Source organism: Neisseria sp. (genome assembly GCF_030527965.1).
Taxonomy (GTDB): Bacteria; Pseudomonadota; Gammaproteobacteria; order Burkholderiales; family Neisseriaceae; genus Neisseria.
The window spans coordinates 1-20,685 of sequence record NZ_JAUMZU010000021.1; the positions used below are offsets into that span (position 1 = coordinate 1).

General features: G+C 51.5%; 22 protein-coding genes. 15 read left to right on the top strand and 7 right to left on the bottom strand.

Features of this window, described 5'->3' with window-relative positions:
• Positions 1 to 140: 140 nt before the first annotated feature.
• Together rlmH and rsfS are read right to left on the bottom strand one after the other, a co-directional pair.
• The gene (gene rlmH / locus Q4A84_RS09595) at positions 141 to 611 is read right to left on the bottom strand and encodes a 23S rRNA (pseudouridine(1915)-N(3))-methyltransferase RlmH (RefSeq protein ID WP_303088710.1); all 471 of its coding nucleotides are present in this window, start codon (positions 609 to 611) and stop codon (positions 141 to 143) included.
• Between the two features lie 15 nt (positions 612 to 626).
• On the bottom strand, positions 627 to 1,019 hold the full coding sequence (gene rsfS, locus Q4A84_RS09600) for a ribosome silencing factor (RefSeq protein WP_303088711.1): 393 nt from the start codon (positions 1,017 to 1,019) through the stop codon (positions 627 to 629).
• A 92-nt stretch (positions 1,020 to 1,111) separates the two neighbouring features.
• Between rsfS and Q4A84_RS09605 the strand changes: the two genes are divergently transcribed.
• The gene (locus tag Q4A84_RS09605) at positions 1,112 to 1,705 is read left to right on the top strand and encodes a uracil-DNA glycosylase family protein (RefSeq protein WP_303088712.1); all 594 of its coding nucleotides are present in this window, start codon (positions 1,112 to 1,114) and stop codon (positions 1,703 to 1,705) included.
• 118 nt (positions 1,706 to 1,823) lie between these two features.
• Here the strand turns inward: Q4A84_RS09605 and Q4A84_RS09610 are convergent, their stop codons facing one another.
• Positions 1,824 to 2,156, bottom strand: a complete 333-nt coding sequence (locus Q4A84_RS09610) for a zinc ribbon domain-containing protein YjdM (RefSeq protein WP_303088713.1) — start codon at positions 2,154 to 2,156, stop codon at positions 1,824 to 1,826.
• A gap of 199 nt (positions 2,157 to 2,355) precedes the next feature.
• Between Q4A84_RS09610 and Q4A84_RS09615 the strand changes: the two genes are divergently transcribed.
• The 5 genes from Q4A84_RS09615 to Q4A84_RS09635 all read left to right on the top strand — a co-directional run bounded on the left by Q4A84_RS09615 (position 2,356) and on the right by Q4A84_RS09635 (position 6,763).
• Positions 2,356 to 3,459 carry an ABC transporter substrate-binding protein gene (locus Q4A84_RS09615; RefSeq protein ID WP_303088714.1) on the top strand — a complete coding sequence of 368 codons (1,104 nt, stop codon included), beginning with the start codon at positions 2,356 to 2,358 and terminating at the stop codon, positions 3,457 to 3,459.
• 1 nt (position 3,460) lies between these two features.
• A complete protein-coding gene (locus tag Q4A84_RS09620) occupies positions 3,461 to 4,510 on the top strand; it encodes an iron ABC transporter permease (protein ID WP_303088715.1) in 1,050 nt (349 codons plus the stop codon).
• Positions 4,511 to 4,512: 2 nt separating this feature from the next.
• A complete protein-coding gene (locus tag Q4A84_RS09625; protein ID WP_303088716.1) occupies positions 4,513 to 5,301 on the top strand; it encodes an ABC transporter ATP-binding protein in 789 nt (262 codons plus the stop codon).
• Positions 5,298 to 5,726 carry a plastocyanin/azurin family copper-binding protein gene (locus tag Q4A84_RS09630; RefSeq protein WP_303088717.1) on the top strand — a complete coding sequence of 143 codons (429 nt, stop codon included), beginning with the start codon at positions 5,298 to 5,300 and terminating at the stop codon, positions 5,724 to 5,726. Before Q4A84_RS09625 ends, Q4A84_RS09630 begins: the two co-directional genes overlap by 4 nt.
• Before the next feature lie 173 nt (positions 5,727 to 5,899).
• Entirely contained in the window at positions 5,900 to 6,763 is an 864-nt protein-coding gene (locus Q4A84_RS09635; RefSeq protein ID WP_303088718.1) for a RimK family alpha-L-glutamate ligase, read from the top strand.
• A 77-nt stretch (positions 6,764 to 6,840) separates the two neighbouring features.
• On the opposite strand, the gene Q4A84_RS09640 is transcribed toward Q4A84_RS09635, so the two are convergent.
• Positions 6,841 to 7,170: an FKBP-type peptidyl-prolyl cis-trans isomerase gene (locus Q4A84_RS09640; protein WP_303088748.1), complete on the bottom strand. Its 330-nt coding sequence runs from the start codon at positions 7,168 to 7,170 to the stop codon at positions 6,841 to 6,843.
• A 45-nt stretch (positions 7,171 to 7,215) separates the two neighbouring features.
• A complete protein-coding gene (locus Q4A84_RS09645; RefSeq protein WP_303088719.1) occupies positions 7,216 to 7,446 on the bottom strand; it encodes a DUF2061 domain-containing protein in 231 nt (76 codons plus the stop codon).
• 136 nt (positions 7,447 to 7,582) lie between these two features.
• Here Q4A84_RS09645 and Q4A84_RS09650 point away from each other — a divergent pair, with 136 nt between their 5' ends.
• The gene (locus Q4A84_RS09650; protein WP_303088720.1) at positions 7,583 to 8,530 is read left to right on the top strand and encodes a D-2-hydroxyacid dehydrogenase; all 948 of its coding nucleotides are present in this window, start codon (positions 7,583 to 7,585) and stop codon (positions 8,528 to 8,530) included.
• A gap of 130 nt (positions 8,531 to 8,660) precedes the next feature.
• Positions 8,661 to 8,837, top strand: coding sequence for a hypothetical protein (locus tag Q4A84_RS09655; protein WP_303088721.1), 177 nt, complete (start codon positions 8,661 to 8,663; stop codon positions 8,835 to 8,837).
• A 366-nt stretch (positions 8,838 to 9,203) separates the two neighbouring features.
• Here Q4A84_RS09655 and argE read toward each other — a convergent pair whose 3' ends face one another.
• Entirely contained in the window at positions 9,204 to 10,361 is a 1,158-nt protein-coding gene (gene argE, locus Q4A84_RS09660; protein WP_303088722.1) for an acetylornithine deacetylase, read from the bottom strand.
• An 83-nt stretch (positions 10,362 to 10,444) separates the two neighbouring features.
• Here argE and Q4A84_RS09665 point away from each other — a divergent pair, with 83 nt between their 5' ends.
• From Q4A84_RS09665 to Q4A84_RS09695, 7 genes are all read left to right on the top strand, one after another.
• Complete coding sequence (locus Q4A84_RS09665; RefSeq protein ID WP_303088723.1) at positions 10,445 to 10,987, top strand: gamma carbonic anhydrase family protein; 543 nt, start codon at positions 10,445 to 10,447, stop codon at positions 10,985 to 10,987.
• Positions 10,988 to 11,275: 288 nt separating this feature from the next.
• A complete protein-coding gene (gene pyk / locus Q4A84_RS09670; protein ID WP_303088724.1) occupies positions 11,276 to 12,745 on the top strand; it encodes a pyruvate kinase in 1,470 nt (489 codons plus the stop codon).
• A 242-nt stretch (positions 12,746 to 12,987) separates the two neighbouring features.
• A complete protein-coding gene (locus Q4A84_RS09675; RefSeq protein ID WP_303088725.1) occupies positions 12,988 to 13,719 on the top strand; it encodes a TIGR00730 family Rossman fold protein in 732 nt (243 codons plus the stop codon).
• 68 nt (positions 13,720 to 13,787) lie between these two features.
• The gene (locus Q4A84_RS09680; protein WP_303088726.1) at positions 13,788 to 15,080 is read left to right on the top strand and encodes a pitrilysin family protein; all 1,293 of its coding nucleotides are present in this window, start codon (positions 13,788 to 13,790) and stop codon (positions 15,078 to 15,080) included.
• A 226-nt stretch (positions 15,081 to 15,306) separates the two neighbouring features.
• Complete coding sequence (locus Q4A84_RS09685; protein ID WP_303088727.1) at positions 15,307 to 16,263, top strand: L-lactate dehydrogenase; 957 nt, start codon at positions 15,307 to 15,309, stop codon at positions 16,261 to 16,263.
• 127 nt (positions 16,264 to 16,390) lie between these two features.
• Positions 16,391 to 17,977, top strand: a complete 1,587-nt coding sequence (locus Q4A84_RS09690) for an L-lactate permease (RefSeq protein ID WP_303088728.1) — start codon at positions 16,391 to 16,393, stop codon at positions 17,975 to 17,977.
• 136 nt (positions 17,978 to 18,113) lie between these two features.
• On the top strand, positions 18,114 to 18,806 hold the full coding sequence (locus tag Q4A84_RS09695; RefSeq protein WP_303088729.1) for a hypothetical protein: 693 nt from the start codon (positions 18,114 to 18,116) through the stop codon (positions 18,804 to 18,806).
• Positions 18,807 to 18,874: 68 nt separating this feature from the next.
• Here Q4A84_RS09695 and Q4A84_RS09700 read toward each other — a convergent pair whose 3' ends face one another.
• Positions 18,875 to 20,458 (bottom strand): inorganic phosphate transporter, encoded by a 1,584-nt coding sequence (locus Q4A84_RS09700; RefSeq protein WP_303088730.1) that lies wholly within the window; start codon positions 20,456 to 20,458, stop codon positions 18,875 to 18,877.
• Between the last annotated feature and the right edge of the window lie 227 nt (positions 20,459 to 20,685).

Below are 20,685 nucleotides of genomic sequence, written 5' to 3' on the forward strand. Positions count from 1 at the left end.
GCTCGAACCAGGGACCTGCGGATTAACAGTCCGTCGCTCTACCGACTGAGCTATCAGGGAATAAGCTGCAATTATAGTAAGCTTCTTTCAGCTCGTCAACCATTTCATCAACAATATCGCTTTCAGACAGGCATTGTCATTTATTCTCGATGATAAGGGTGGCGGTTAAGAATAGACACGGCGCGGTATAGCTGCTCGGTTAATAAGACGCGCACCATGCCGTGCGGCAGCGTCATGTTAGACAAACGCATCAGCAAGTCGGCTTGTTGTTTGAGCGCATCGGTCATGCCGTCGGCGCCGCCGATAACAAAACAGGCATGACGACCGTTTTGCTGCCATTGCGCCAGATATTCCGCCAATTCTACCGATGTCGGCGCTTTACCGCGTTCATCCAGCGCAACCAGATACGCGCCTTCGGGAAGGGCATCCAATATCCGACGCTCTTCGGCTTGCATGCCTTGGGCGGCATTCACACCGGAACCACGCTTTTCCGGTTTGATTTCTTTGATTTTGTATTGAATATCGCGCCCGAATCGTTTGGCGTATTCGGCGGTGGCGTCTTCCACCCACTGCGGCATTTTGTTGCCGACGGCTAATACGGTAATATTCATGGCTTAGCCACAAGGTTAGTTATCGGCAGCATGCCACGGTTTTTGCGCGCCGGAATGGAATGACGGTTTTTCTCCGCCCCACAGAGCTTCGATGTCATAAAAATCACGCACTGCGGGCAACATCACGTGCACTAATAAATCGCCGGCATCAACCAGCGCCCACTCTCCCGATTCTTGGCCTTCGGTGCTCAAAATTTCAAATCCGGCAGTTTTCAAATCAACCGCCACATTGTTGGCCAATGCTTTTACTTGGCGGGTACTGTCGCCGCTGGCAACAATCATACGGGCAAAAAGCGAGGTTTTTTCACTGGTATCGAGCAGGGTAATGTCTTTGGCTTTGATGTCTTCCAACGCATTGGTCGCTACGTCTACCATACGTTGCAAATCTTGCAATTCTTGTTCGGTCATTGGGTTTCCTGAAATCGGCGGTTTAAAACATAAAAGCGCTATTATATAGTAAGCTTTGGAAAACTTTTCGGATTTAACGAGCAGGTAATTTAATGAATCAAGATACGGTTGAAACCCATCCGCTACCGCCTTTCGCCCCGCCCAATGCACGGCTGCTGATGCTCGGCTCTTTTCCGCCGCCCCGGGCTCGTTGGAAAATGGATTTTTATTATCCGAATTTCCAAAACGATATGTGGCGGATTTTCGGTCTGGTCTTTTTTAACGACAAAGATTATTTTCTGACGACGGATGCCAAATCATTCAAAGAGAAGGCGATACGCGATTTTCTAATCAACAAAGGCATTGCCATCAGCGATACCGCCTACCAAGTGCGGCGCTTGCAAGGCAATGCTTCGGATAAGTTTTTACAAATTGTCGCGCCGGTAAACTTAGCCGAGTTGATGAATCGTTTGCCGGCGTGCGACAAAATCATGACTACGGGCGAATTGGCAACGGAAACACTACTTTCGCTGATGCCACCGAATACAGCCAAACCAACCATCGGCAGCTATACGACGGCGCCATTTTGCGGTCGGGATGTGCGCTTATTCCGGATGCCCTCTTCTTCCCGGGCTTATCCGCTGGCACTGACAAAGAAAGCAGCAGCATACAAAGAGTTCTTTGAAGAAATCGGTTTGCTGTCATAACTATGCCTGTCTGAACGTTTTTTCAGACAGGCATTAAGTTAGTTAATTGCCGACCATAACCAGACTCTTCAGCCCGTTCATCATCTGCATGCACGCTGATTTATTCAAAATACCAAATTCATCGATTTAATTTCACAAATTCCGATTTCAAGTTCATAGCGCTGCCGTTGATTTTACAGGCTATATCGTGATCGCCTTCTTGCAGGCGGATATTTTTGACTTTGGTGCCTTGCTTGATGACTTGCGAGCTGCCTTTAACTTTCAAATCTTTTATTAAAACAACGGTATCGCCGTCGGAAAGCGGGGTACCGTTGGCATCTTTAACCACAAGCCCCTCATCTGCGGAATGCTCGCTTTCGCTCCATTCATGACCGCATTCGGGGCAAACCAAAGCGGCGCCGTCATGATAAGTTAAGCCTGAATGGCATTGAGGGCAAGCTGGGTAGTTCATGTTGTTCATTCCTTAATTTTTTATCAATGTATCCGGGCGATTATAACAGAGACGGTTCAGCAGCTTTTTCTTACCGCTTAATGCCGAATGTTTACAATCCATCATGCATTGTTTGACAAAACATGCATTTATATTATTATAAATAATAATTATTTTTACTATCTTCTAGTTTTACTACCTTTCAGAGAGAATAAAATACATGCTGAAAAAATCTGTTTTAGCCGCTTCACTTGTGCTGTCTGCCGCCGTCGCTTTTGCCAAACCCGTTCAAATAACCGACATACTCAACCGCAAAGTTACCGTGGATTTACCGGCCAAACGCGTAGTATTAGCCTTTTATTATCAAGACTATATGGCCGTTGGCGGCAAGGATGCGCTGAACAATGTCGTTGGTTTTTCCAAAGACGTTTGGTCGGAGTGGACACCCGACAGCTGGGCGCTTTACCTCAAGGCGGTACCCAAGTTGAACACGTTGACCGATGTGGGCGAAGTGGAAGTGGGAACGTTTTCAATCGAAAAAGTGTTGTCGCTGAAACCCGACTTGGTCATTCTGGCTGATTGGCAATATCAGGCACTCGGCTCGGATCTGGAACGCTTGGAAAAAGCCAAGATTCCGGTGGTGGTTCTCGACTACAATGCGCAAACCTTAGACAAACACCTTAAAAGCACGCAGATTCTCGGCACACTGACCGGCCAAGAAGAACGCGCCAAAACCATCTCCAACGAATACAAAAGCGTGGTGGACGACATTAATGCCCGTCTGAAAAAAGCAGGCCTGCCCAAACCGAAGATTTATACCGAGTTCGGCAACAAAGGGCCTAAAGAATATAGCGTTTCATTTGGCAAAAGCATGTGGGGCGCTATGTCGACCATGGCCGGCGGCAACAACATTTCAGCGCCTTACATTGAATTTTACGGCCCGATGAGCCCTGAAAAAGTGCTGGCGGCGAAGCCGGATGTGATTGTGATTACCGGCCGTGAAACCGAATTGAAGAAAAACAAAGAGGCGATGGTTATGGGCGTGGGCATTCCCGCCGACGAAGCGCGCCGCCGTTTAGACGGATTCAAACAACGCGCAGGCTGGGCTCAACTGCCCGCAGTGAAAAACAACCGTGTTTACGGCGCTTATCACGCGGCTTCACGCACCATGTCTGATCAGGCGATGATTCAGTTTTTAGCCAAAGCCATGTATCCGAAAGTGTTTGCAGACGTCAGCCCGGAAAAAACCTATCTGGATTTCCACCGCAAATACCTACCCGTAGTGCCCGCCGGTACGTTTACGCTTTACCCTCAAGGCCAATAATATGATGGAGCAGGCCAAATCTAATATGGTGGAGGCCGTTATTGCCGACCAGCGCCGTTTGGAAAAACGGCGCTGGTCGGTTTTATTCGGTTTTTTCGTTATCTGCATCGCCGGGCTGGTGCTCGACATTGCCACCGGCCCTTCAATGCTGCCGATAGTCGACGTTGTTAAATCCTTGCTAGGCTTGGAAGGCGCAGACGAAATGGCCAATGTGATCGTGCACGATTTGCGCTTGCCGATGGCATTGATGGCGCTCGTAGTAGGCGCGGCCTTGGCCACCGGCGGGGCGGAAATCCAAACCCTTTTAAACAATCCGATGGCCAGCCCGTATACGCTGGGTTTGGCGGCCGCGGCGGGCTTCGGCGCTTCGGCGGTTATTTCGTTCGGCACGCTCGGCCTGCCTCTGGCGGTAGCGGTGCCGTTGGGCGCGTTTGCCATGACCATGCTGGCTTCGGGCATTTTGTTTCTATTCGCTTCGTCGAACCGCTTCAGCTCTTCCATGTTGGTGCTGGTCGGCATTGCCTTGCTTTTTCTCTTCCAATCGTTGCTTTCGCTTATCCAATATATCGCGGCACCCGAAGTATCGCAGCAGATTTTATTTTGGCTGTTCGGCAGCTTGAACAAGGCAACCTGGCCGAATCTGGCAATTACTTCGGGCGTAACGCTGGTATGCATTGTTTTGCTGACGCGCGATTTATGGAAACTGACCGCCTTGCGTTTGGGAGAAGAGCGGGCGCTCAGTTTGGGTATCAATCTGCGCCTTTTGCGCATTAAAACATTGATACTGGTAGCCATTATGACGGCCACTGCCATCAGCTTCGTCGGCGTTATCGGCTTTATCGGATTGGTTGCGCCGCATGTATCGCGTCTGCTATTGGGTGAAGACCAGCGCTTTTTTCTTCCCGGCGCCATGCTGGCCGGGGCGGCGTTTTTGTCGGTGGCTTCCGTGTTATCGAAAGTGATTATTCCGGGCGCTTTGTTTCCAGTAGGCATTGTAACGTCGTTTGTCGGCGTGCCGTTTTTCTTTTGGATTGTACTGAGCAAACGATGAATATGCTGACTTTAGAACACCTGAGCGTTAAGCGCGGCACGCTCACAACAGCCGATAAAATTTCCGCCACCTTTCAGACAGGCAAAGTCTATACCATTCTCGGCCCCAACGGCGCCGGCAAATCTTCGCTGATTAAAGCTCTGTTCGGCGAAATTCCGCACCACGGCGACATTCGTTACGACAAGCAAAAACTGACGGCCACCCACCTGCCATCATGGCGCAAACGCATCGGTTACATGCCGCAAGACAGCAAGGTTGAAGCCGCGCTGACTGCGCTGGAAGTCGTGCTGTTGGGCAAAATGGATGCGCTGCACATGCACATCGGCGACGAAACCCTGCGTGCCGCCGTAGAGATTATGGACGCGCTGGGCATCGCCCATCTTGCTCATCACGACATCACCCGTTTAAGCGGCGGCCAGCGGCAATTGGTAATGTTTGCCCAAGTATTGCTGCGCCAGCCGCAAATCCTGCTGCTGGACGAGCCCGTTTCCGCGCTGGACATGCACCACCAGCTCGTTTTGCTGGAGCATGTTTGCCACCATACCCGCGAGCAAGGGCTGATTACTCTGATGATTCTGCACGATTTAAGTCTGGCCGCTCAATTTTCAGACGAGCTGCTGCTGCTCGCCGAAGGCAAAATTCAAGCGCAAGGCGCACCCGCCGACGTTTTGCAAGCCGACTTAATCAGCCGTCTTTACCGCGTACAGGTTGAATGCCTGACCGACAGCATGGGTCTGCCCGTCATCCGCCCCGTACGTTTACAACAACCTCAAACAGGAAACCCGATATGAAACATCTACTTTTAGCACTGGCACTCGCCAGCGGCGGCGCCTTCGCCGCCAACCACGAAGTGAAAATGCTGGATAACGGCCCCGGTGGCAACATGGTATTCGAGCCGGCCTTTCTCAAAGTCGCGCCCGGCGATACCGTAACTTTCAAACCGGTCAACACCGGTCATTGGGTGCAAAGCAAAGCCGTACCGCCCGGCGCAGCGGAATTTCTATCGCAGGCCGACAAACCTTTCTCCGTCAAGCTAGAAAAAGAAGGCGTATACGTTTACACCTGCCCGCCGCACCGCATGATGAACATGAGCGGCATCATCCAAGTCGGCAAACCCGTTAACAAAGCCGCTGCGCAAGCCGTGGCCACCGAATTGGACAAACGCGCCATGCAAAACAAAGGCCGGTTAACCAAGCTGATGCAGAAAGTAAAATAAACCGACCATGCCTGTCTGAAAGCCACTCAACAGCTTTTCAGACAGGCATTTCCTTGCCCTATCCGCACTCAAAAACGCTGCACTATCGCTTTCCCTGCGGCTAACCACCGGCTCGATCGACCAAACCAAACTTAGCTAACAAACAACCCACCCCCACACACAGAAAGCACAATATGCCGGTTACCCTAACCACCTGCAACGAATGGCCGCAACTGCCGCAAGGGCTGCACAATCTGGCCGCACAATTAAACGCCCGCAAAATCCCCACCCGAGCCATTCCTTGGCAACAATGCCCGGCAGAGGGCCTTATCCTCCCCCTTTGCGCATGGGATTACACCGCATCGCCACAACAATTCCTCGCCTGGCTGCAAACCTGCCAGGCAGCAGGCAGCACCCTGCTCAACCCGCCCGAAATCATCCGCTGGAACATGCAAAAAAGCTATTTGGCCGATTTGGCCGAGCGCGGCGCCGATGTGATTCCCACCGTTTGCCTGAGCGGAGCACAATGCCTGTCTGAAAACTTTGCCGAAAGCCTAAAACAAACATTGGCACAACATCAGTGGTCAAACGCCGTCATCAAGCCCCTTATCGGCCAAAGCGGCAACGGCGTCAGCCGTCTCACGCCTCAAACCCTGCCCGAAACAAACGCCTCTTATCGCTACGGCGCAGTCATCCAGCCATTTATTAAAGAAGTAGCCGAAACCGGCGAGCGCAGCCTCATTTTTTTCAACGGCACATTCAGCCACGCCATCATCCGACAACCCGCTGCCGGCGAATGGCGTGCCAACAGCCGCTACGGCGTTCGCATTTTATCGTGGCAGGCGCCCTCGCCTCTAATAAACCAAGCCGCCGAAGTTCTCAGCCTGCTGCCCCAAACCCCACTCTACGCCCGCATAGACGGCACCCTAACCGCCCGCGGCCGTTTTTTATTAAACGAGCTGGAACTCATCGAACCCGCGCTTTATCTGGAACACGCTCCACCGGAATGCACCGACCGTTTTGTCGACGCCATCGCATCCGCTTTCAACCATCGGTAACACAAACAGCCGAGCAATCAAAAGCCTGTCTGAAAACATTTTCAGACAGGCTTTATCAATACCCGGCAAAACCAACGTTAATCATGTACTTTCAATAATTCCACCTCAAACACCAGCGTTGCGTTCGGCGGAATCACGCCACCGGCACCGCGCGCGCCGTAGCCCATTTCAGGCGGAATGGTCAGCTTACGTTTACCGCCCTCTTTCATGCCGTTGAAACCTTCGTCCCAGCCGGCAATCACTTGGCCTACGCCCAGCGTAATGGTCAAAGGTTGGCGACGATCTAAGCTGGAATCAAACTTAGTGCCGTCTTGCAGCCAGCCGGTGTAATGCACGGTAATCTCTTTGCCTTTTACCGCTTCACGGCCGTTTCCTGCTTCGATGTCTTCAATAATCAAACTCACGATTTTCCTAACTATTCACGGGTTAACATGCCGCAAGAGTAGCATATTTCAGCCATTGACACACGAATGCAGCGGAAACGGCTTTTTGCCGACAATGCGTATTCCTTTTTTACGCTCGTAGTGATTCCATGCTTTATCATGAAAATAAAATACCACCGTATTCGCCAGCGGCTCCACCAATGCCAGCGCGCTGGAAACGCCGATACTGCCTGTCAGCAGATACGCGATGCTGAACGCAACGCAAAAGTGTAAAATGGCAAAAGTAAAAGTTTTCAACATGATAGGGCCTTTCTTGATATTGTTATGTTTGAGAAACGATATCGTTTTCACCTAAGAAAGTAAACATGATTTTACCAAACCTGTTTTAGTTAAAATTAATCAACTTCCCATTTTGATAGCCTAATTAGGAGTTCCTATGCTGAACATCGTTATCCTTGAGCGAAACACCATGCCGGATCGCCCTTTCCAACCCGCTTGCCCGCACACATTAACCGAATACCCGTACACCCTTCCCGAAGAAACCGCCGCGCGGCTGGCCGGAGCAGATGCCGTCATCACCAACAAAGCCGTGATTAACGCACAACACATCGCAGCCAATCCGCAGCTCAAGCTGATTGTGGTTACCGCCACAGGCTACAACAATGTCGATGTCGAAGCGGCCAAAGCCGCCGGCGTAACCGTGTGCAACGTGCGCGCTTATGGCAACGAATCGGTTGCCGAACACGCCTTTATGCTGATGATCGCCCTGATGCGCAACCTTCCTGCCTACCAACGCGACATTGCAGCCGGGCTGTGGGAAAAATCGCCTTTTTTCTGCCATTTCGGCGCGCCGATGCGCGACTTAAACGGCAAAACCTTGGCCATTTTCGGCCGCGGTAACATCGGCAACATGCTGGCTGATTATGCACGGGCATTTAAAATGAACGTCGTGTTCGGCGAACACAAAAATGCCACCGCCGTGCGTGAAGGCTATGTGTCGTTTGACGAAGCCATTCGTAACGCAGACGCCATCTCGCTGCATTGCCCGCTGACCGAGCAAACCCGCCATATGATCGGGGAAACCGAATTGCAAAACATGAAAGCCGGCGCCGTATTAATCAACTGCGGGCGCGGCGGTTTGGTTGACGAACATGCGCTCGTTGCCGCACTGAAATACGGCCATTTGGGCGGCGCGGGTTTTGATGTATTAACCGAAGAGCCGCCGCGCAACGGCAATCCGCTTTTGAAAGCCCGCCTGCCCAATCTGATTATCACGCCGCACATAGCTTGGGGCAGCATCGAAGCCAGCAACCGCCTGTATGATATCGTGCGGGAAAACGTAGAGAAATTCGCTACGGGCACGCCGCAGAATGTGGTGGTATAGCCGTTTTTCATTGCTGCAAATGGCTAACACATTATTACAAAACAATAAATTACAGGATTTATCAAACTTTAATATTTAGCCGCCATTCTAATTTATGCTATTTGAATTTTATGTTTAAAAGGATTGATTGATGAAAACATTAGAATATAAAGAATTAGAACTGGCTTCCGGAGGCGCAACTCAAGCAATAAACACTTTTATAGGAACCACTTTGATAGGAGGCAATCTAGACCCTACCATGGTAGATATGGGGATAAAGTGGTTCTTCAGCTCTTTTAAAAACAAAAACCTCAACTCCGAATACTAAAATATGACGGCTTATGCTCTAAATGAGGCACCGATATGTTGAATATAGATTCGAAATATTATGTTTTAGGTGTTTTATTACTTATCGTCTGGGTCGCAACCTATTTTCTTGTTAAGAAAGGATGGGTTACTGTTCCCACTGAGAGGTCAAAAAACCCGGTTCTATGGGTCTTTGTCGCTATTATGTTTGTTATCGGGATCGTCTTGCATTTCGTTGGGTAAACCGTCTGAACAGCTGATAAAACCGCGCTGCCGATATGGATGTTGCGCTTTCTTTGCAGTCAAAACCATTTAAGCAAAAAGCCTGTCTGAACATGTTCAGACAGGCTTTTTTATTAATATAAAGCAACCCAACCGGCTTATCCGTTTATTTTGCAAATGCTTTCAGCACACGCTCCAGAAAAGCGTCGCATTGCGCCAGCTGGCTCAGTTCGATGTATTCGTTCGGGCGGTGAGCCTGCTCAATGCTGCCGGGGCCGCAGATAACGGTAGGAATGCCTGCCTGGCGGAACAGCCCGCCTTCCGTCGTATAGGAAACCCGCTCCGCACCGGTCGGCATTTCCAAAAGATTAAGCAGGGCACCGAGCCTGGTATCGTCGGAAGCCGGCATCGCCGGCACACTGACCAATTCCTCTATTTCAATCAAGGCGTCGGGATCGGTTCGCTGCATTTGCGGTTCCAATTCGTGCCGGATATAGTGAGACAACGGATCAATCACATCAAGCACGCTCATCTGCGGCAGGTTACGGTAATCGAAGCGCAACTCACACAGCGGAGGAACGATATTATCGGCCATTCCGCCGCGGATATTATTAATGCTGAGGCTCGAATAAGGAACGTTAAAACTATCGTCAGCAAAAGGAGGCTGTTTGAAACTCGCGGCCAAATTCTGGATAAACAAAATCAAACGGGCGGCATATTCCACTGCGTTCACGCCAAAATGGGGCAGCGAAGAATGTGCCGGCTTGCCATGCAATCGGCAGCGGAAAAGATGGATGCCTTTGTGCGCCAGCACCGCACGCATAGAGGTCGGTTCGCCGACGATGCAATATTCCGGTTTCAGGCCGCGCGCTCGGATTTCGTCAAGCATATGCGGCACACCGAGGCAGCCGACTTCTTCGTCATACGATAATGCGATATGCAGCGGGCGAGCCAGCGGCGTACGTTGGATTTTCGGTACGGCGGCCAGCACGGAAGCGATAAAACCTTTCATATCGGCCGCTCCGCGCCCGTAAATTTTGCCTTCGCGAATATCAGCCCGAAAAGGATGAGAGCACCAGCCTTCGGGTACGGCGGGAACCACATCGGTATGGCCGGACAAAATTAAGCCGCCTTCCGTATTGCCGTCGGCGGCAGGCAAGGTAACGAACAGATTGGCTTTCGAATAATCTTCGTTTTTGACCAGCCAAGGATGCAGCCCGTGCGCATCAAGATAATTGGCGACATCGTCTATCAGCACCAAATTGGAAAGGTGGCTGGTGGTATCGTGGGCGATGAGGCGGCCGAGCCATTCTGTGGTATTCATATCGAAAACGCTTTGATAAGATGTATTCTTTCGATTCTATAATAGATGTCAATAGGCATTCTATTTTCAGACAGGCTTTGTTTATGAGTGGACACAATATCCGAAATTATCTGGCTGCTTCCCCGCGGATTATGCCGGGCTGTTATGTTGACCCTGCCAGCGTTGTCATCGGCGACGTGGTGCTGGAAGAAGGCGCTTCGGTATGGCCGTTTGCGGTTATCCGGGGCGACGTAAATGCCATACGCATCGGCAAACGCAGCAATGTGCAGGATTTGAGCATGTTGCACGTTTCGCATAAGACAGACAAAAAACCGCAAGGTTCACCGCTTAACATCGGCGACGACGTTACCATCGGCCATAAAGTGATGCTGCACGGCTGCACCATCGGCAACCGCGTGCTGATAGGCATGGGAACGATTGTTCTGGACGATGCGGTCATCGAAGACGACGTCATGATAGGTGCCGGCAGCTTGGTACCGCCGCGTAAACGTTTGGAACGAGGTTACCTTTATGTCGGCTCGCCGGTAAAGCAGGTCAGGAAGCTGACGGAAGAAGAAATCGCCGGGCTGCTTTATTCGGCGGCGCATTACGTCAAGGTGGCCGCCAACTACCTTCAACAACCCTAGAACAAGCCGCTTCACAGAATGCCTGTCTGAAAAATATTCAGACAGGCATTCTATTTTCCTCCCTCTTTATCTTGTAGCAATATTACTTACCTGAACCGTCTTTTCCTGTTTTACAAATCAATAAACACCGTAAAAACAATATATTCCGCCTTTATCTTCGTAGAATACCATTCAAAAACTGAGCTATATCATAAAACTATGTAATTTTAATACTCAAAAATCAGCAGATTGCGTTAAAATAACGGCAATTTCAAACTCCTGAATCCAGCCGAAAAGGAATATAACAAAATGAGTACCCAAAAACGAGATTTAACCCGCATCCGCCATAACACCAAAATCGTGGCCACCTTAGGCCCGGGCAGCAACAGCGTAGAATTACTGGAAGACATGATCCGCATCGGCGGCCTGAATGTCGTCCGCTTCAACTTCAGCCACGGCACACCCGAATTCCATCAGGAAAACGCCAAAATCGTACGCGAAGCCGCCAAACGCGCCGGCCGCGAAGTCGCCATCATGGCCGATTTGCAAGGCCCGAAAATCCGTGTCGGCAAACTGGTTGGCGGCGCCGTTGAATTGGAAGCAGGCGAAAAACTGCTGCTGGATGCCGCGCTGGAAGGCGAAGGCAACCGCGACCGCGTCGGCCTCGACTACCGCGACCTGCCGAAAGACGTTAAAGCCGGCGACGTATTGTTGCTGGACGACGGTCTGCTGACTCTGATTGTCGACAGCGTGAGCGGCAGCGAAATCCTGACCACCGTGCAAAACAGCCACAAGCTCAAAAGCAACAAAGGCATCAACAAACAAGGCGGCGGCCTTTCTGCCGGCGCGCTCACCGAAAAAGACTTTCGCGACCTGAAAACCGCCATCGGCATCGGTTGCGACTACATGGCCGTCAGCTTCGTCAAATCCGGCGAAGACATGCGCACCGCACGCGAATTGGTTGAAAAAGAAATGGCCGGCAGCGATGCCGTCCGCCCCGGTTTGGTTGCCAAAATCGAGCGCGTTGAAGCCATTACCAATCTCGACGAAATCATCGAAGCCTCCGACGGCATCATGGTCGCCCGCGGCGATTTGGCCGTCGAAGTAGGCAACGCCGCGGTTCCTGCGCTGCAAAAACGCATGATTAAACGCGCCCGCGAAATGCGCCGCTTCAGCATTACCGCCACCCAGATGATGGAAAGCATGATTACCAACCCTGTGCCGACCCGCGCCGAAGTAAGCGACGTTGCCAATGCCGTACTCGACGGCACCGATGCGGTTATGTGCTCCGCCGAAACCGCCGTGGGCGCCTATCCCTTCGAAACCGTGCGTCAAATGGCCATCATCTGCGCCGCAGCCGAAAGCGAACAAGATTCGCTCATCGGCGTTGACGAGCAAGCGGTCGAGCAAGCCAGCCGAGTTGACGAAGCCATTGCCAGCGGCGCCGTGCACGTAGCCCGTCAAGTCAATGCCAAAGCGATTGTCGCGCTAACCGAAAGCGGCACCACCGCATTTCAAGTCAGCCGTTACGGCATCCAACTGCCGATTTACGCACTAACACCGAGCGTGGCCGCACAACGCCGCATGGCCATGTATCGCGGCGTGCGCCCGCTGCAAATCGCCACCAGCAAAGACCACGACAAAGCCTTGTCTGAAGTGGAAAGCATGTTGCTGGAGCGCGGCGTTTTGAACCGAGGCGACCAATACATCCTGACCAGTGGCTCCGCCATGCGCGAATCCGGTTCGACCAACACCTTACAGGTTATCAGCGTACACTAAGCAAACTGTATAACCATCAAAAAGCCTGCCTGAAAAATTTTCAGACAGGCTTTTTCTTTTTTTAGCCGGCTCCCTTCTGATGCCCAAACAAACAGAGTTCAAGCTGATTTTCATCTCTCGTCAGACTTGATACTTAAACTGTACGGTATTGTTTATATTCATATGAATATCTTCAGACGGGCATATTCCATTCGCCTTATGGTAAGATGCCAGTTCAAGAAGACTCGAATCCGATACCTATTATGAGCCTGAACACCAAATTGCCGTCTCCCAGCCTGCCTGAAGAAACCCGCCAAGACATCCGCTCGCGCGAATCCTACCACCTGTTGAAAATCATGTCGGAATTTGTGGAGGCGGGCGAGGAATTGCGAGCCATCCAACCCGCCGTCAGCATTTACGGCAGTGCACGCATTCCAGCCGAACACCCCGATTATCAGTTTGCCGAGCGCCTTGCCCGCAAACTTTCCGACGCCGGCTTCTCGGTTATTTCCGGCGGTGGCCCCGGCATCATGGAAGCAGCCAACAAAGGCGCATTTGCCGGCAAAAGCCCGGCCGTCGGCCTCAACATCCTACTGCCGCACGAACAACACGCCAACCCGTATCAAGACCTTTCCGTCACCTTTCAACATTTCTTCCCGCGCAAGGTCATGTTTGTCAAGCACGCAGTTGCTTATGTTGCCATGCCCGGCGGCTTCGGCACGCTAGACGAATTGTTTGAAAGCCTCACCCTCGTGCAAACCGGAAAAACACCGATGCGGCCGATTATTCTGGTGGGCGAAACCTTCTGGCGCGGCATGCTTGATTGGATTAAAGCGCAACTGCTCGCCAACCGCCTGATTGGCGAAAACGATTTGGATTTGCTGTGCATCATAGACAACGAAGACGACATCGTCGCGCATATTTTCGAGCATTACGAAAACACGCAAAACAACACTGGCGCTCCATCCTCGCATACTTGGGAGCTTGGGTTATAAACCCGATGAACCGCATATAAGCCTGTCCCGCCTTTTCAAACAGGCATTCAGACATCCGAAAGGAAGCTATGAAACAACTGATACTCGCCGCCGCCCTGATGGCCGCACTTCCGGCCTTTGCCGTCGATATTCAGCGTTGGCAGACCCGCGAAGGCACCACCGTTTTATTGGTAGAGCGTCATGAGAATCCGATTGTCGACATCCACGTATCGTTCAAAGGCAGCGGCTCCGCCGCCGATCCCAAAGATAAAAACGGCACCGCCGAATTCACGGCAGCCCTGTTAACCGGCGGCACACAAAAGCTGGACGAAGAAGCCTTCAAAGCCCAAGGCGAAGACTTGGCCATCTACATGACAAGCAGCGCCGATACGGAAGGCAGCGGCATCAGCATGCGCAGTCTGTCTCGCCCGCAAACCCTACAACCCGCGCTCGGCTTGTTGCACGATGCCATCACCACGCCGCGCTATGACGGCCAAGTGTTCAAACGCATGCAAGAGCAAGCCGTTATCGGCCTGAAGCAACAACAAAGCAATCCCGGCTTTCTCGCCGAGCGCGCCTCTGTCCGCCTCAACTACCCGAACCACCCCTATTCGGCCGACGCCTACCAAAGCGAACAAAGCCTGCGTGCCGTAACACCTGAAGACGCGAAAGCCTTCCACCACGCCCATTACGCACGCGACAACGCCGTCGTTTCGATAGTCGGCGACGTCAACAAAAAGCAAGCGGGGCAAATCGCAAGCGATATCTTAAGCGGCCTGCCTGAAAAAGCTCAAGCCGTATCCGCCATCCCGCCCGTCGGCAAGCATCCCGCGCAAACTGCCGACATTCCCTTTGCCGGCAAACAGGCGCAAGTCGTATTGAGCATGCCGCTGATTAAACGCGACGACCCGGATTACTATGCGCTTATATTGGGCAACTACATCCTCGGCGGCGGCAGTTTCGACAGCCGCCTGATGAAAAAAATGCGCGACGAAAAAGGCTATGTTTACGGCGTATCCAGTAGCATGAGCCCGCAAAGCGAAGCGGGCGAATTCGCCATCAGCTTCGCCACCCAAAAAGCCAACACCAAAGCCGCGCTCGCCACCGCCAAACAAGTGTTGGCCGATTTCATTAAAAACGGCCCGACCGAGTCCGAGCTGCAACAGGCCAAAAACAACATTACCGGCAGCTTTCCCCTGCGCTTTGACACCAACAAAAAACTGTTGGGTTATCTTAGCGTCATCGGCTTCTACAACCTGCCCGCCGACTGGCTCGACCGCTACCCCGAACGCATCAACGCACTCAGCGCCGAAGACGTCAAAAAAGCTTGGCAACGACGGGTTAAAGCGGAAGACATGAATATTGTCGTCATCGGCCGCTAAACGGTTTTTCGCCATCAAAAAAGCCTGTCTGAAAACTTTTTCAGACAGGCTTTGTAATTTTATCACGCTACGCCTGCCCCAAAAAACAACCATAATGCTTCCGCCGTCGATTTATGTTTCCGTTTTTTGATACAAAGCAAGCAGCCATATGGTTTTTTTGAAGGAAAAGTAGTAATATTATTTCATTCTATTGTAATGATGTTCACTGATTGAGGGAGTTCACAAAATGGTTCAAAAAACAGGAAATCGAGTTGTAGTTATCGGCACGGGCGCCGTGGGTATCAGCTATGCTTTTGCAATGCTGAACCAAGGTAACTGCGACGAATTGGTGTTAATCGACCTAAACGAAAAACGCGCACATGCCGAAGTGCGTGATTTGCGTCACGGCGTCTTGTATGCACCGACCCCAACCAAAGTCAAACAAGGCACCTATGCCGATTGCGCCGAAGCCGACGTGGTATGTATTTGCGCCGGCGTGCCGCAACGCCCGGGCGAAACGCGCCTGAACCTGATCGACAACAACCTGAAAGTCTTTCATAACATCGTCGGCGAAGTGATGAAATCCGGTTTTAACGGCATCTTCTTGGTGGCAACCAATCCGGTTGACGTTCTTTCCTATGCCACTTGGAAATTCTCAGGCTTGCCCAAAGAGCGCGTTATCGGTTCCGGTACGATTCTGGATACCGCCCGCTTGTGCAACTGCTTGGGCCAAGCCTTCGGCGTTGCGCCTGTCAGCGTTGACGCGCAAATGATCGGCGAACACGGCGACAGCGTGATTGCCGCATGGAGCACCGCTTCCATTGCCGGCATGTCGCTGAAAGAAGCATTGGAAAAAATGCCCGACGGCGAAGCCCGCATGACGAAAATCCATGCCGACGTACGCGATGCCGCCTATTCCATCATCGAAGGCAAAGGCGCCACTTATTACGGCATCGCCATGGGCTTGGCGCGCATTACCAAAGCCATTCTGCACAACCAGAACGTCGTATTGACCGTATCCGCCCTGCTGGACGGAGAATATGCCGAAAAAGACGTTTACATCGGCGTTCCTGCCGTGCTTAACCGCCAAGGTATCACGCGCATTATCGAAAAACCGCTGAATGAAACCGAAGCTGCCCAATTTGCCAAATCGGCAGGCATTCTGCGGGAATACCAACAAAAAGTTGCCGAGTACCTGAAATAAATTCAGTTTACCGGCAGCACGCTGAAAACGGGCAGTCCGGTTTTTCATCGGGACGCCCGTTACTTTTTTAAGCTATGCCACCGCGCTTCACGAGAGCAAGGTGCGATTATTTACGAGTACACACAAAATGCTTTCTTCTATAGCTAACCCCTTAGGCAACATCTGGTATTCCGCCGCTGTTGCCGCTGTTCCGATTATTCTATTCCTGCTCAGCCTGACCGTGCTGAAAATGAAGGGCATCCATGCCGCCTTGCTGACGCTCATCGTCACGTTGGTGCTTTCGTTCTTCCCGTTCAACCTTCCCGCCAACGTGGCCGTGGCAGCCGTCGTACAAGGGGTAGTACAAGGCATGTGGCCTATCGGCTATATCATCATCATGGCCGTCTGGCTCTACAAACTAACCGTTGCCTCCGGTAAATTCGACGTCATCAAAGGCAGTTTGGCCATGGTCTCGCCCGACCAGCGCATCCAATTATTGCTCATCGCTTTCTGCTTCGGCGCCTTCTTGGAAGGTGCGGCAGGTTTCGGCGTACCGATTGCCATCTGCGGCGTGATGCTGGCTGCGTTGGGCTTCAACCCGTTGCAAGCGGCGATGCTGTGTCTGATTGCCAATGCTGCTTCCGGCGCGTTCGGCGCCATCGGCATTCCGGTGGCCATCATCGATACCTTCCATTTGGAAGGCGTTACAGCGATGGATGTTTCCAAAGCCACCAACACCACGCTGCCCTTTATCGCAGCCAGCATACCTTTCCTGTTGGTTTGGATTATCGACGGTTTCAAAGGCATCAAAGAAACGTTGCCGGCCTTGTTGGTTACTTCCGGTGTGTTCACCGCCAGCCAAATGGCGGTAACCTACTTCCTAGGCCCCGAGCTGGCCGATATCCTGCCTCCTTTGCTTTCTCTGGTGGCACTGGCAGCGCTCTCCACCCGCTGGCAGCCGAAGAATGTATTCAGAATTGTGCCGGAAGATAAGGAAGAAGCCACACGTCATAGCGGGGGTGAGATTCTTTCTGCCTGGGCACCGTTTTATATCCTGAGCGCCTTCGTTATTGTTTGGAGCTTGCCGCTCTTCAAATCTTTATTCAAAGCGGATGCCGTGCTCTCCTTCACCAATCTGAGTTGGGTATTGGCCGAGACCGGCGGCAAGAAAATCGGCGTCGACATCGCTGTGATTAATTCGACCGGCACCGCGATTCTGTTTGCCGTTATCGCCACCATCCTGATTTCCGGCAAATCGCTGGGGCTATCCCGCGCGGTGGCAGATTTGCGCAAAACCTGCAAAGAATTGTGGCTTTCCATCGCCACCATTTCCTTTATCCTCGCCATTGCCAAGCTAACCACCTATTCCGGCATGACTCAGGCGCTGGGCGAAGCGGTTTCTGTTACCGGCAGCATCTTCCCGCTGCTTTCTCCGGTATTGGGCTGGATTGGTGTATTCATGACCGGTTCCGTTGTCAACAACAACACCTTGTTTGCGCCGGTACAATCCATCGTGGCACACCGCCTGCAAATCGATTCCGCCCTGCTGGTGCAAGCCAACACGGCCGGCGGCACCATGGCCAAATTGGTTTCACCGCAATCGATTGCCATTGCAACCGCAGCGGTCGGCAAATCAGGTCAGGAATCCACCTTGCTGAAAATGACCTTGAAATACAGCTTCAGCCTGCTGGTATTCGTTTGCATTTGGACCTTCATTCTGGCTAAGCTAAGCTAAGCTAAACCCCTGCCGACAAAATGCCTGTCTGAAAGCTTTCAGACAGGCATTTTATTTTTAGCTTTAGCATCAAACCCAATTTTACATAAGGGTTCGTTATAATCCGCAGAAACCCGATCCTAACAAACCGTACAAAATGAACAAAAAAACCCTTCTTTGCGCAAGCATATTCGGCCTGGTACTGATACAAAGCGCTGCCGCCCGCACCAGCTACATCTGCCGCTTAGACGGCAAAGCCGTCTACACCACCCAGAAAATCAACGCCTCATGCCAAGTATCGGAAATGGACGGCATCTCCGAAGAAACCGTTTCCATCAACCGCACCAGCACACCCAGCTTAGCCGCCGCCAAAGGCCAAACGCCTGAAACCATCGTTTTGGGCACCAACGTCGAGCTATATGGCGAGCCGACCTTCGACTTTACCCAGCCCAACGAAAACGATCAAATCACCAAAATCTGGGAAAAGGAACAGTTCGGTTCTTATGACGATGTTAAAATCATGCCGCGCATCGAAGATCAGAAACCGGCCGATATGAATGTGAAAATCCGCAACCAGCCGTTTGACAAAGCCGGTTCGCCATCCGGCAAAGCCAATACTCGATTGCCGGTCAATTACATCCCCGCTCCGGTAGAAGCGCCGAAACCCAAATTGACACGAAAACAGATTTTGCAACGCGAAATCGCCAGCGAACAGGCCGCATTAGTACGCGCCCAAGCCCAACTTGCCAAAGCGCGCAAAGCCGGCGGCAATACCGGCGAACTGGAGCAGACCGTGCGCGATCGTTTAGCCAATGTCAAAGCCATCCAGAGCGAATTAAAACGGCAGTAAACGAGCAGCATTCCATGTAAAAATGCCTGTCTGAAAAGTTCAGACAGGCATTTTTTAATCTCATTCCATCAGCGGAATACCATATTCAATACCCAGAAGCACAACACCGAAAGCAGAGAAGCCGCAGGCAGCGTTACCACCCAAGCCAAGCCGATCGGTTTCATCATTTTCCAGTTGGCATTGCGATTAACCAAACCGATACCCAATACCGAGCCGACCAAAATATGCGTGCTCGATACCGGCAATCCAAATAATGAGGCCATCATTACCACAGATGCCGCCGCCAATTCAGCCGTAAAACCGGAAGACGGATGCATTTTGGCAAGGTTGGTTCCCACCGTCGCAATCACTTCCTTACCGATAAACCATAAACCCACAATCAGCGCGATACCGAAAGTCAGCATCACCACCGGCGGAATAGGCGAAACCGAACCCATATCGCCGGTACGCAAAACATCCATAATCGCCGCAAAAGGGCCTATAGCATTCGCAATATCGTTGGCGCCGTGGCTAAAGGCAAAACCGGCGGCAGTAAACACCTGCATCCAGCTAAACATTAGGAAGGTGGACTTGGCCAAGTCTTTGCGCTTCAGCGTTTTGGCATAGATAAACGTTGCCAACCAAATACCGGCACCGATCATGCCGATAACCAAAAAGCTGGTTAAAGTGGTCATGCCCAAATCCAGATTTTTCAGGCCCTTGAAAATCAGCATCGAAGCAATCATCATGCCGCCCAATGCAGAAATAATCGGCACCCAAGAATGCAATGCGCGATAAGCATCCACTTCCTGTTTGCGCTGATCCATGACATACAGGCCTTTATAATACTGGGACTCCAGCTCGGCCGGATCAACATCGGGCTCGCTGTAAATCTGCGCGTCGCGAGCCATGGCCGTGGCCACTTTAATTTTTTCATGCTCTTCCAACGATTCGAAACTCAGCTTTTGCTGCTCCTTATAAGCCTTACGCTCAGCCTTCAGCAGTTTAAGCTGCTCTTCCGCCGCTTCGTTGTAATCCAACACATGTTTTTTAATTTGGAAAAATAAAACATAAGAGACCAAGCCGCCCAGTATCGGAGAAACCACCCACGAAATCGCAATCGAACCAATGGCGTCCCATTGCACCAACGACATCGACAAACTGCCGCCGCCGGTAAGCTGATAACCCAAAAGCATCGAGCTGCCCACAATACCGCCGATAATAGCGTGCGTGGTCGACACGGGCAAGCCTCGATAGGTGGCAAACAACAACCACAATGCCGCCGCCAACAATGCCGACATCATGATAAAGACAAATTGTATCGGATCCATAGGCAATGCTTCGAGATTGACGATGCCGCTGCGGATGGTTTCCGTTACCTCGCCCCCCGCAATAACCGCGCCGCTCACCTCGAAAACAGCCGCTACCAACAATGCCTGCGGAATGGTTAACGTTCCCGCACCCACGCTGGTACCAAAAGAATTGGCAACGTCGTTGCCACCGATATTAAACGCCATGAACACGCCGAACAGCGTGGCCAATATAAAAATCGTATTAAATTGGTGTCCGGTGTAATCCAAACCCCAAAATATAAAATAGCCGAGCATACCGATAAGCATGACGGCAAAAAAAAGATTGGTTTTATACATCTGGCCGGTTTTCGCCTGCACCATAATTTTTCCTTCTCAAACGAGGTAACCGAAATCGGGTTATCACATATAGCCAATAAGCATTTTTATACCACATCAATCCGTTTGGCCAATCCTCGAATTAGCCGCAATAAATGTTTCTTCAAAACATCATCTTAGTTTAAATACCGCAAAACCCGATACGGATGATTTGTGCTTCTCGAATGCTTCCCTGATATTATAATTGCGTTACCCCGTATCTGAAAGAAAAT

What these genes read in the sequence shown, in the direction of transcription:
- rlmH (WP_303088710.1), bottom strand. Translation starts at nt 611, where the DNA reads ATGAATATTACCGTATTAGCCGTCGGCAACAAAATGCCGCAGTGGGTG.
- rsfS (WP_303088711.1), bottom strand. Translation starts at nt 1,019, where the DNA reads ATGACCGAACAAGAATTGCAAGATTTGCAACGTATGGTAGACGTAGCG.
- Q4A84_RS09605 (WP_303088712.1), top strand. Translation starts at nt 1,112, where the DNA reads ATGAATCAAGATACGGTTGAAACCCATCCGCTACCGCCTTTCGCCCCG.
- Q4A84_RS09610 (WP_303088713.1), bottom strand. Translation starts at nt 2,156, where the DNA reads ATGAACTACCCAGCTTGCCCTCAATGCCATTCAGGCTTAACTTATCAT.
- Q4A84_RS09615 (WP_303088714.1), top strand. Translation starts at nt 2,356, where the DNA reads ATGCTGAAAAAATCTGTTTTAGCCGCTTCACTTGTGCTGTCTGCCGCC.
- Q4A84_RS09620 (WP_303088715.1), top strand. Translation starts at nt 3,461, where the DNA reads ATGATGGAGCAGGCCAAATCTAATATGGTGGAGGCCGTTATTGCCGAC.
- Q4A84_RS09625 (WP_303088716.1), top strand. Translation starts at nt 4,513, where the DNA reads ATGCTGACTTTAGAACACCTGAGCGTTAAGCGCGGCACGCTCACAACA.
- Q4A84_RS09630 (WP_303088717.1), top strand. Translation starts at nt 5,298, where the DNA reads ATGAAACATCTACTTTTAGCACTGGCACTCGCCAGCGGCGGCGCCTTC.
- Q4A84_RS09635 (WP_303088718.1), top strand. Translation starts at nt 5,900, where the DNA reads ATGCCGGTTACCCTAACCACCTGCAACGAATGGCCGCAACTGCCGCAA.
- Q4A84_RS09645 (WP_303088719.1), bottom strand. Translation starts at nt 7,446, where the DNA reads ATGTTGAAAACTTTTACTTTTGCCATTTTACACTTTTGCGTTGCGTTC.
- Q4A84_RS09650 (WP_303088720.1), top strand. Translation starts at nt 7,583, where the DNA reads ATGCTGAACATCGTTATCCTTGAGCGAAACACCATGCCGGATCGCCCT.
- Q4A84_RS09655 (WP_303088721.1), top strand. Translation starts at nt 8,661, where the DNA reads ATGAAAACATTAGAATATAAAGAATTAGAACTGGCTTCCGGAGGCGCA.
- argE (WP_303088722.1), bottom strand. Translation starts at nt 10,361, where the DNA reads ATGAATACCACAGAATGGCTCGGCCGCCTCATCGCCCACGATACCACC.
- Q4A84_RS09665 (WP_303088723.1), top strand. Translation starts at nt 10,445, where the DNA reads ATGAGTGGACACAATATCCGAAATTATCTGGCTGCTTCCCCGCGGATT.
- pyk (WP_303088724.1), top strand. Translation starts at nt 11,276, where the DNA reads ATGAGTACCCAAAAACGAGATTTAACCCGCATCCGCCATAACACCAAA.
- Q4A84_RS09675 (WP_303088725.1), top strand. Translation starts at nt 12,988, where the DNA reads ATGAGCCTGAACACCAAATTGCCGTCTCCCAGCCTGCCTGAAGAAACC.
- Q4A84_RS09680 (WP_303088726.1), top strand. Translation starts at nt 13,788, where the DNA reads ATGAAACAACTGATACTCGCCGCCGCCCTGATGGCCGCACTTCCGGCC.
- Q4A84_RS09685 (WP_303088727.1), top strand. Translation starts at nt 15,307, where the DNA reads ATGGTTCAAAAAACAGGAAATCGAGTTGTAGTTATCGGCACGGGCGCC.
- Q4A84_RS09690 (WP_303088728.1), top strand. Translation starts at nt 16,391, where the DNA reads ATGCTTTCTTCTATAGCTAACCCCTTAGGCAACATCTGGTATTCCGCC.
- Q4A84_RS09695 (WP_303088729.1), top strand. Translation starts at nt 18,114, where the DNA reads ATGAACAAAAAAACCCTTCTTTGCGCAAGCATATTCGGCCTGGTACTG.
- Q4A84_RS09700 (WP_303088730.1), bottom strand. Translation starts at nt 20,458, where the DNA reads ATGGTGCAGGCGAAAACCGGCCAGATGTATAAAACCAATCTTTTTTTT.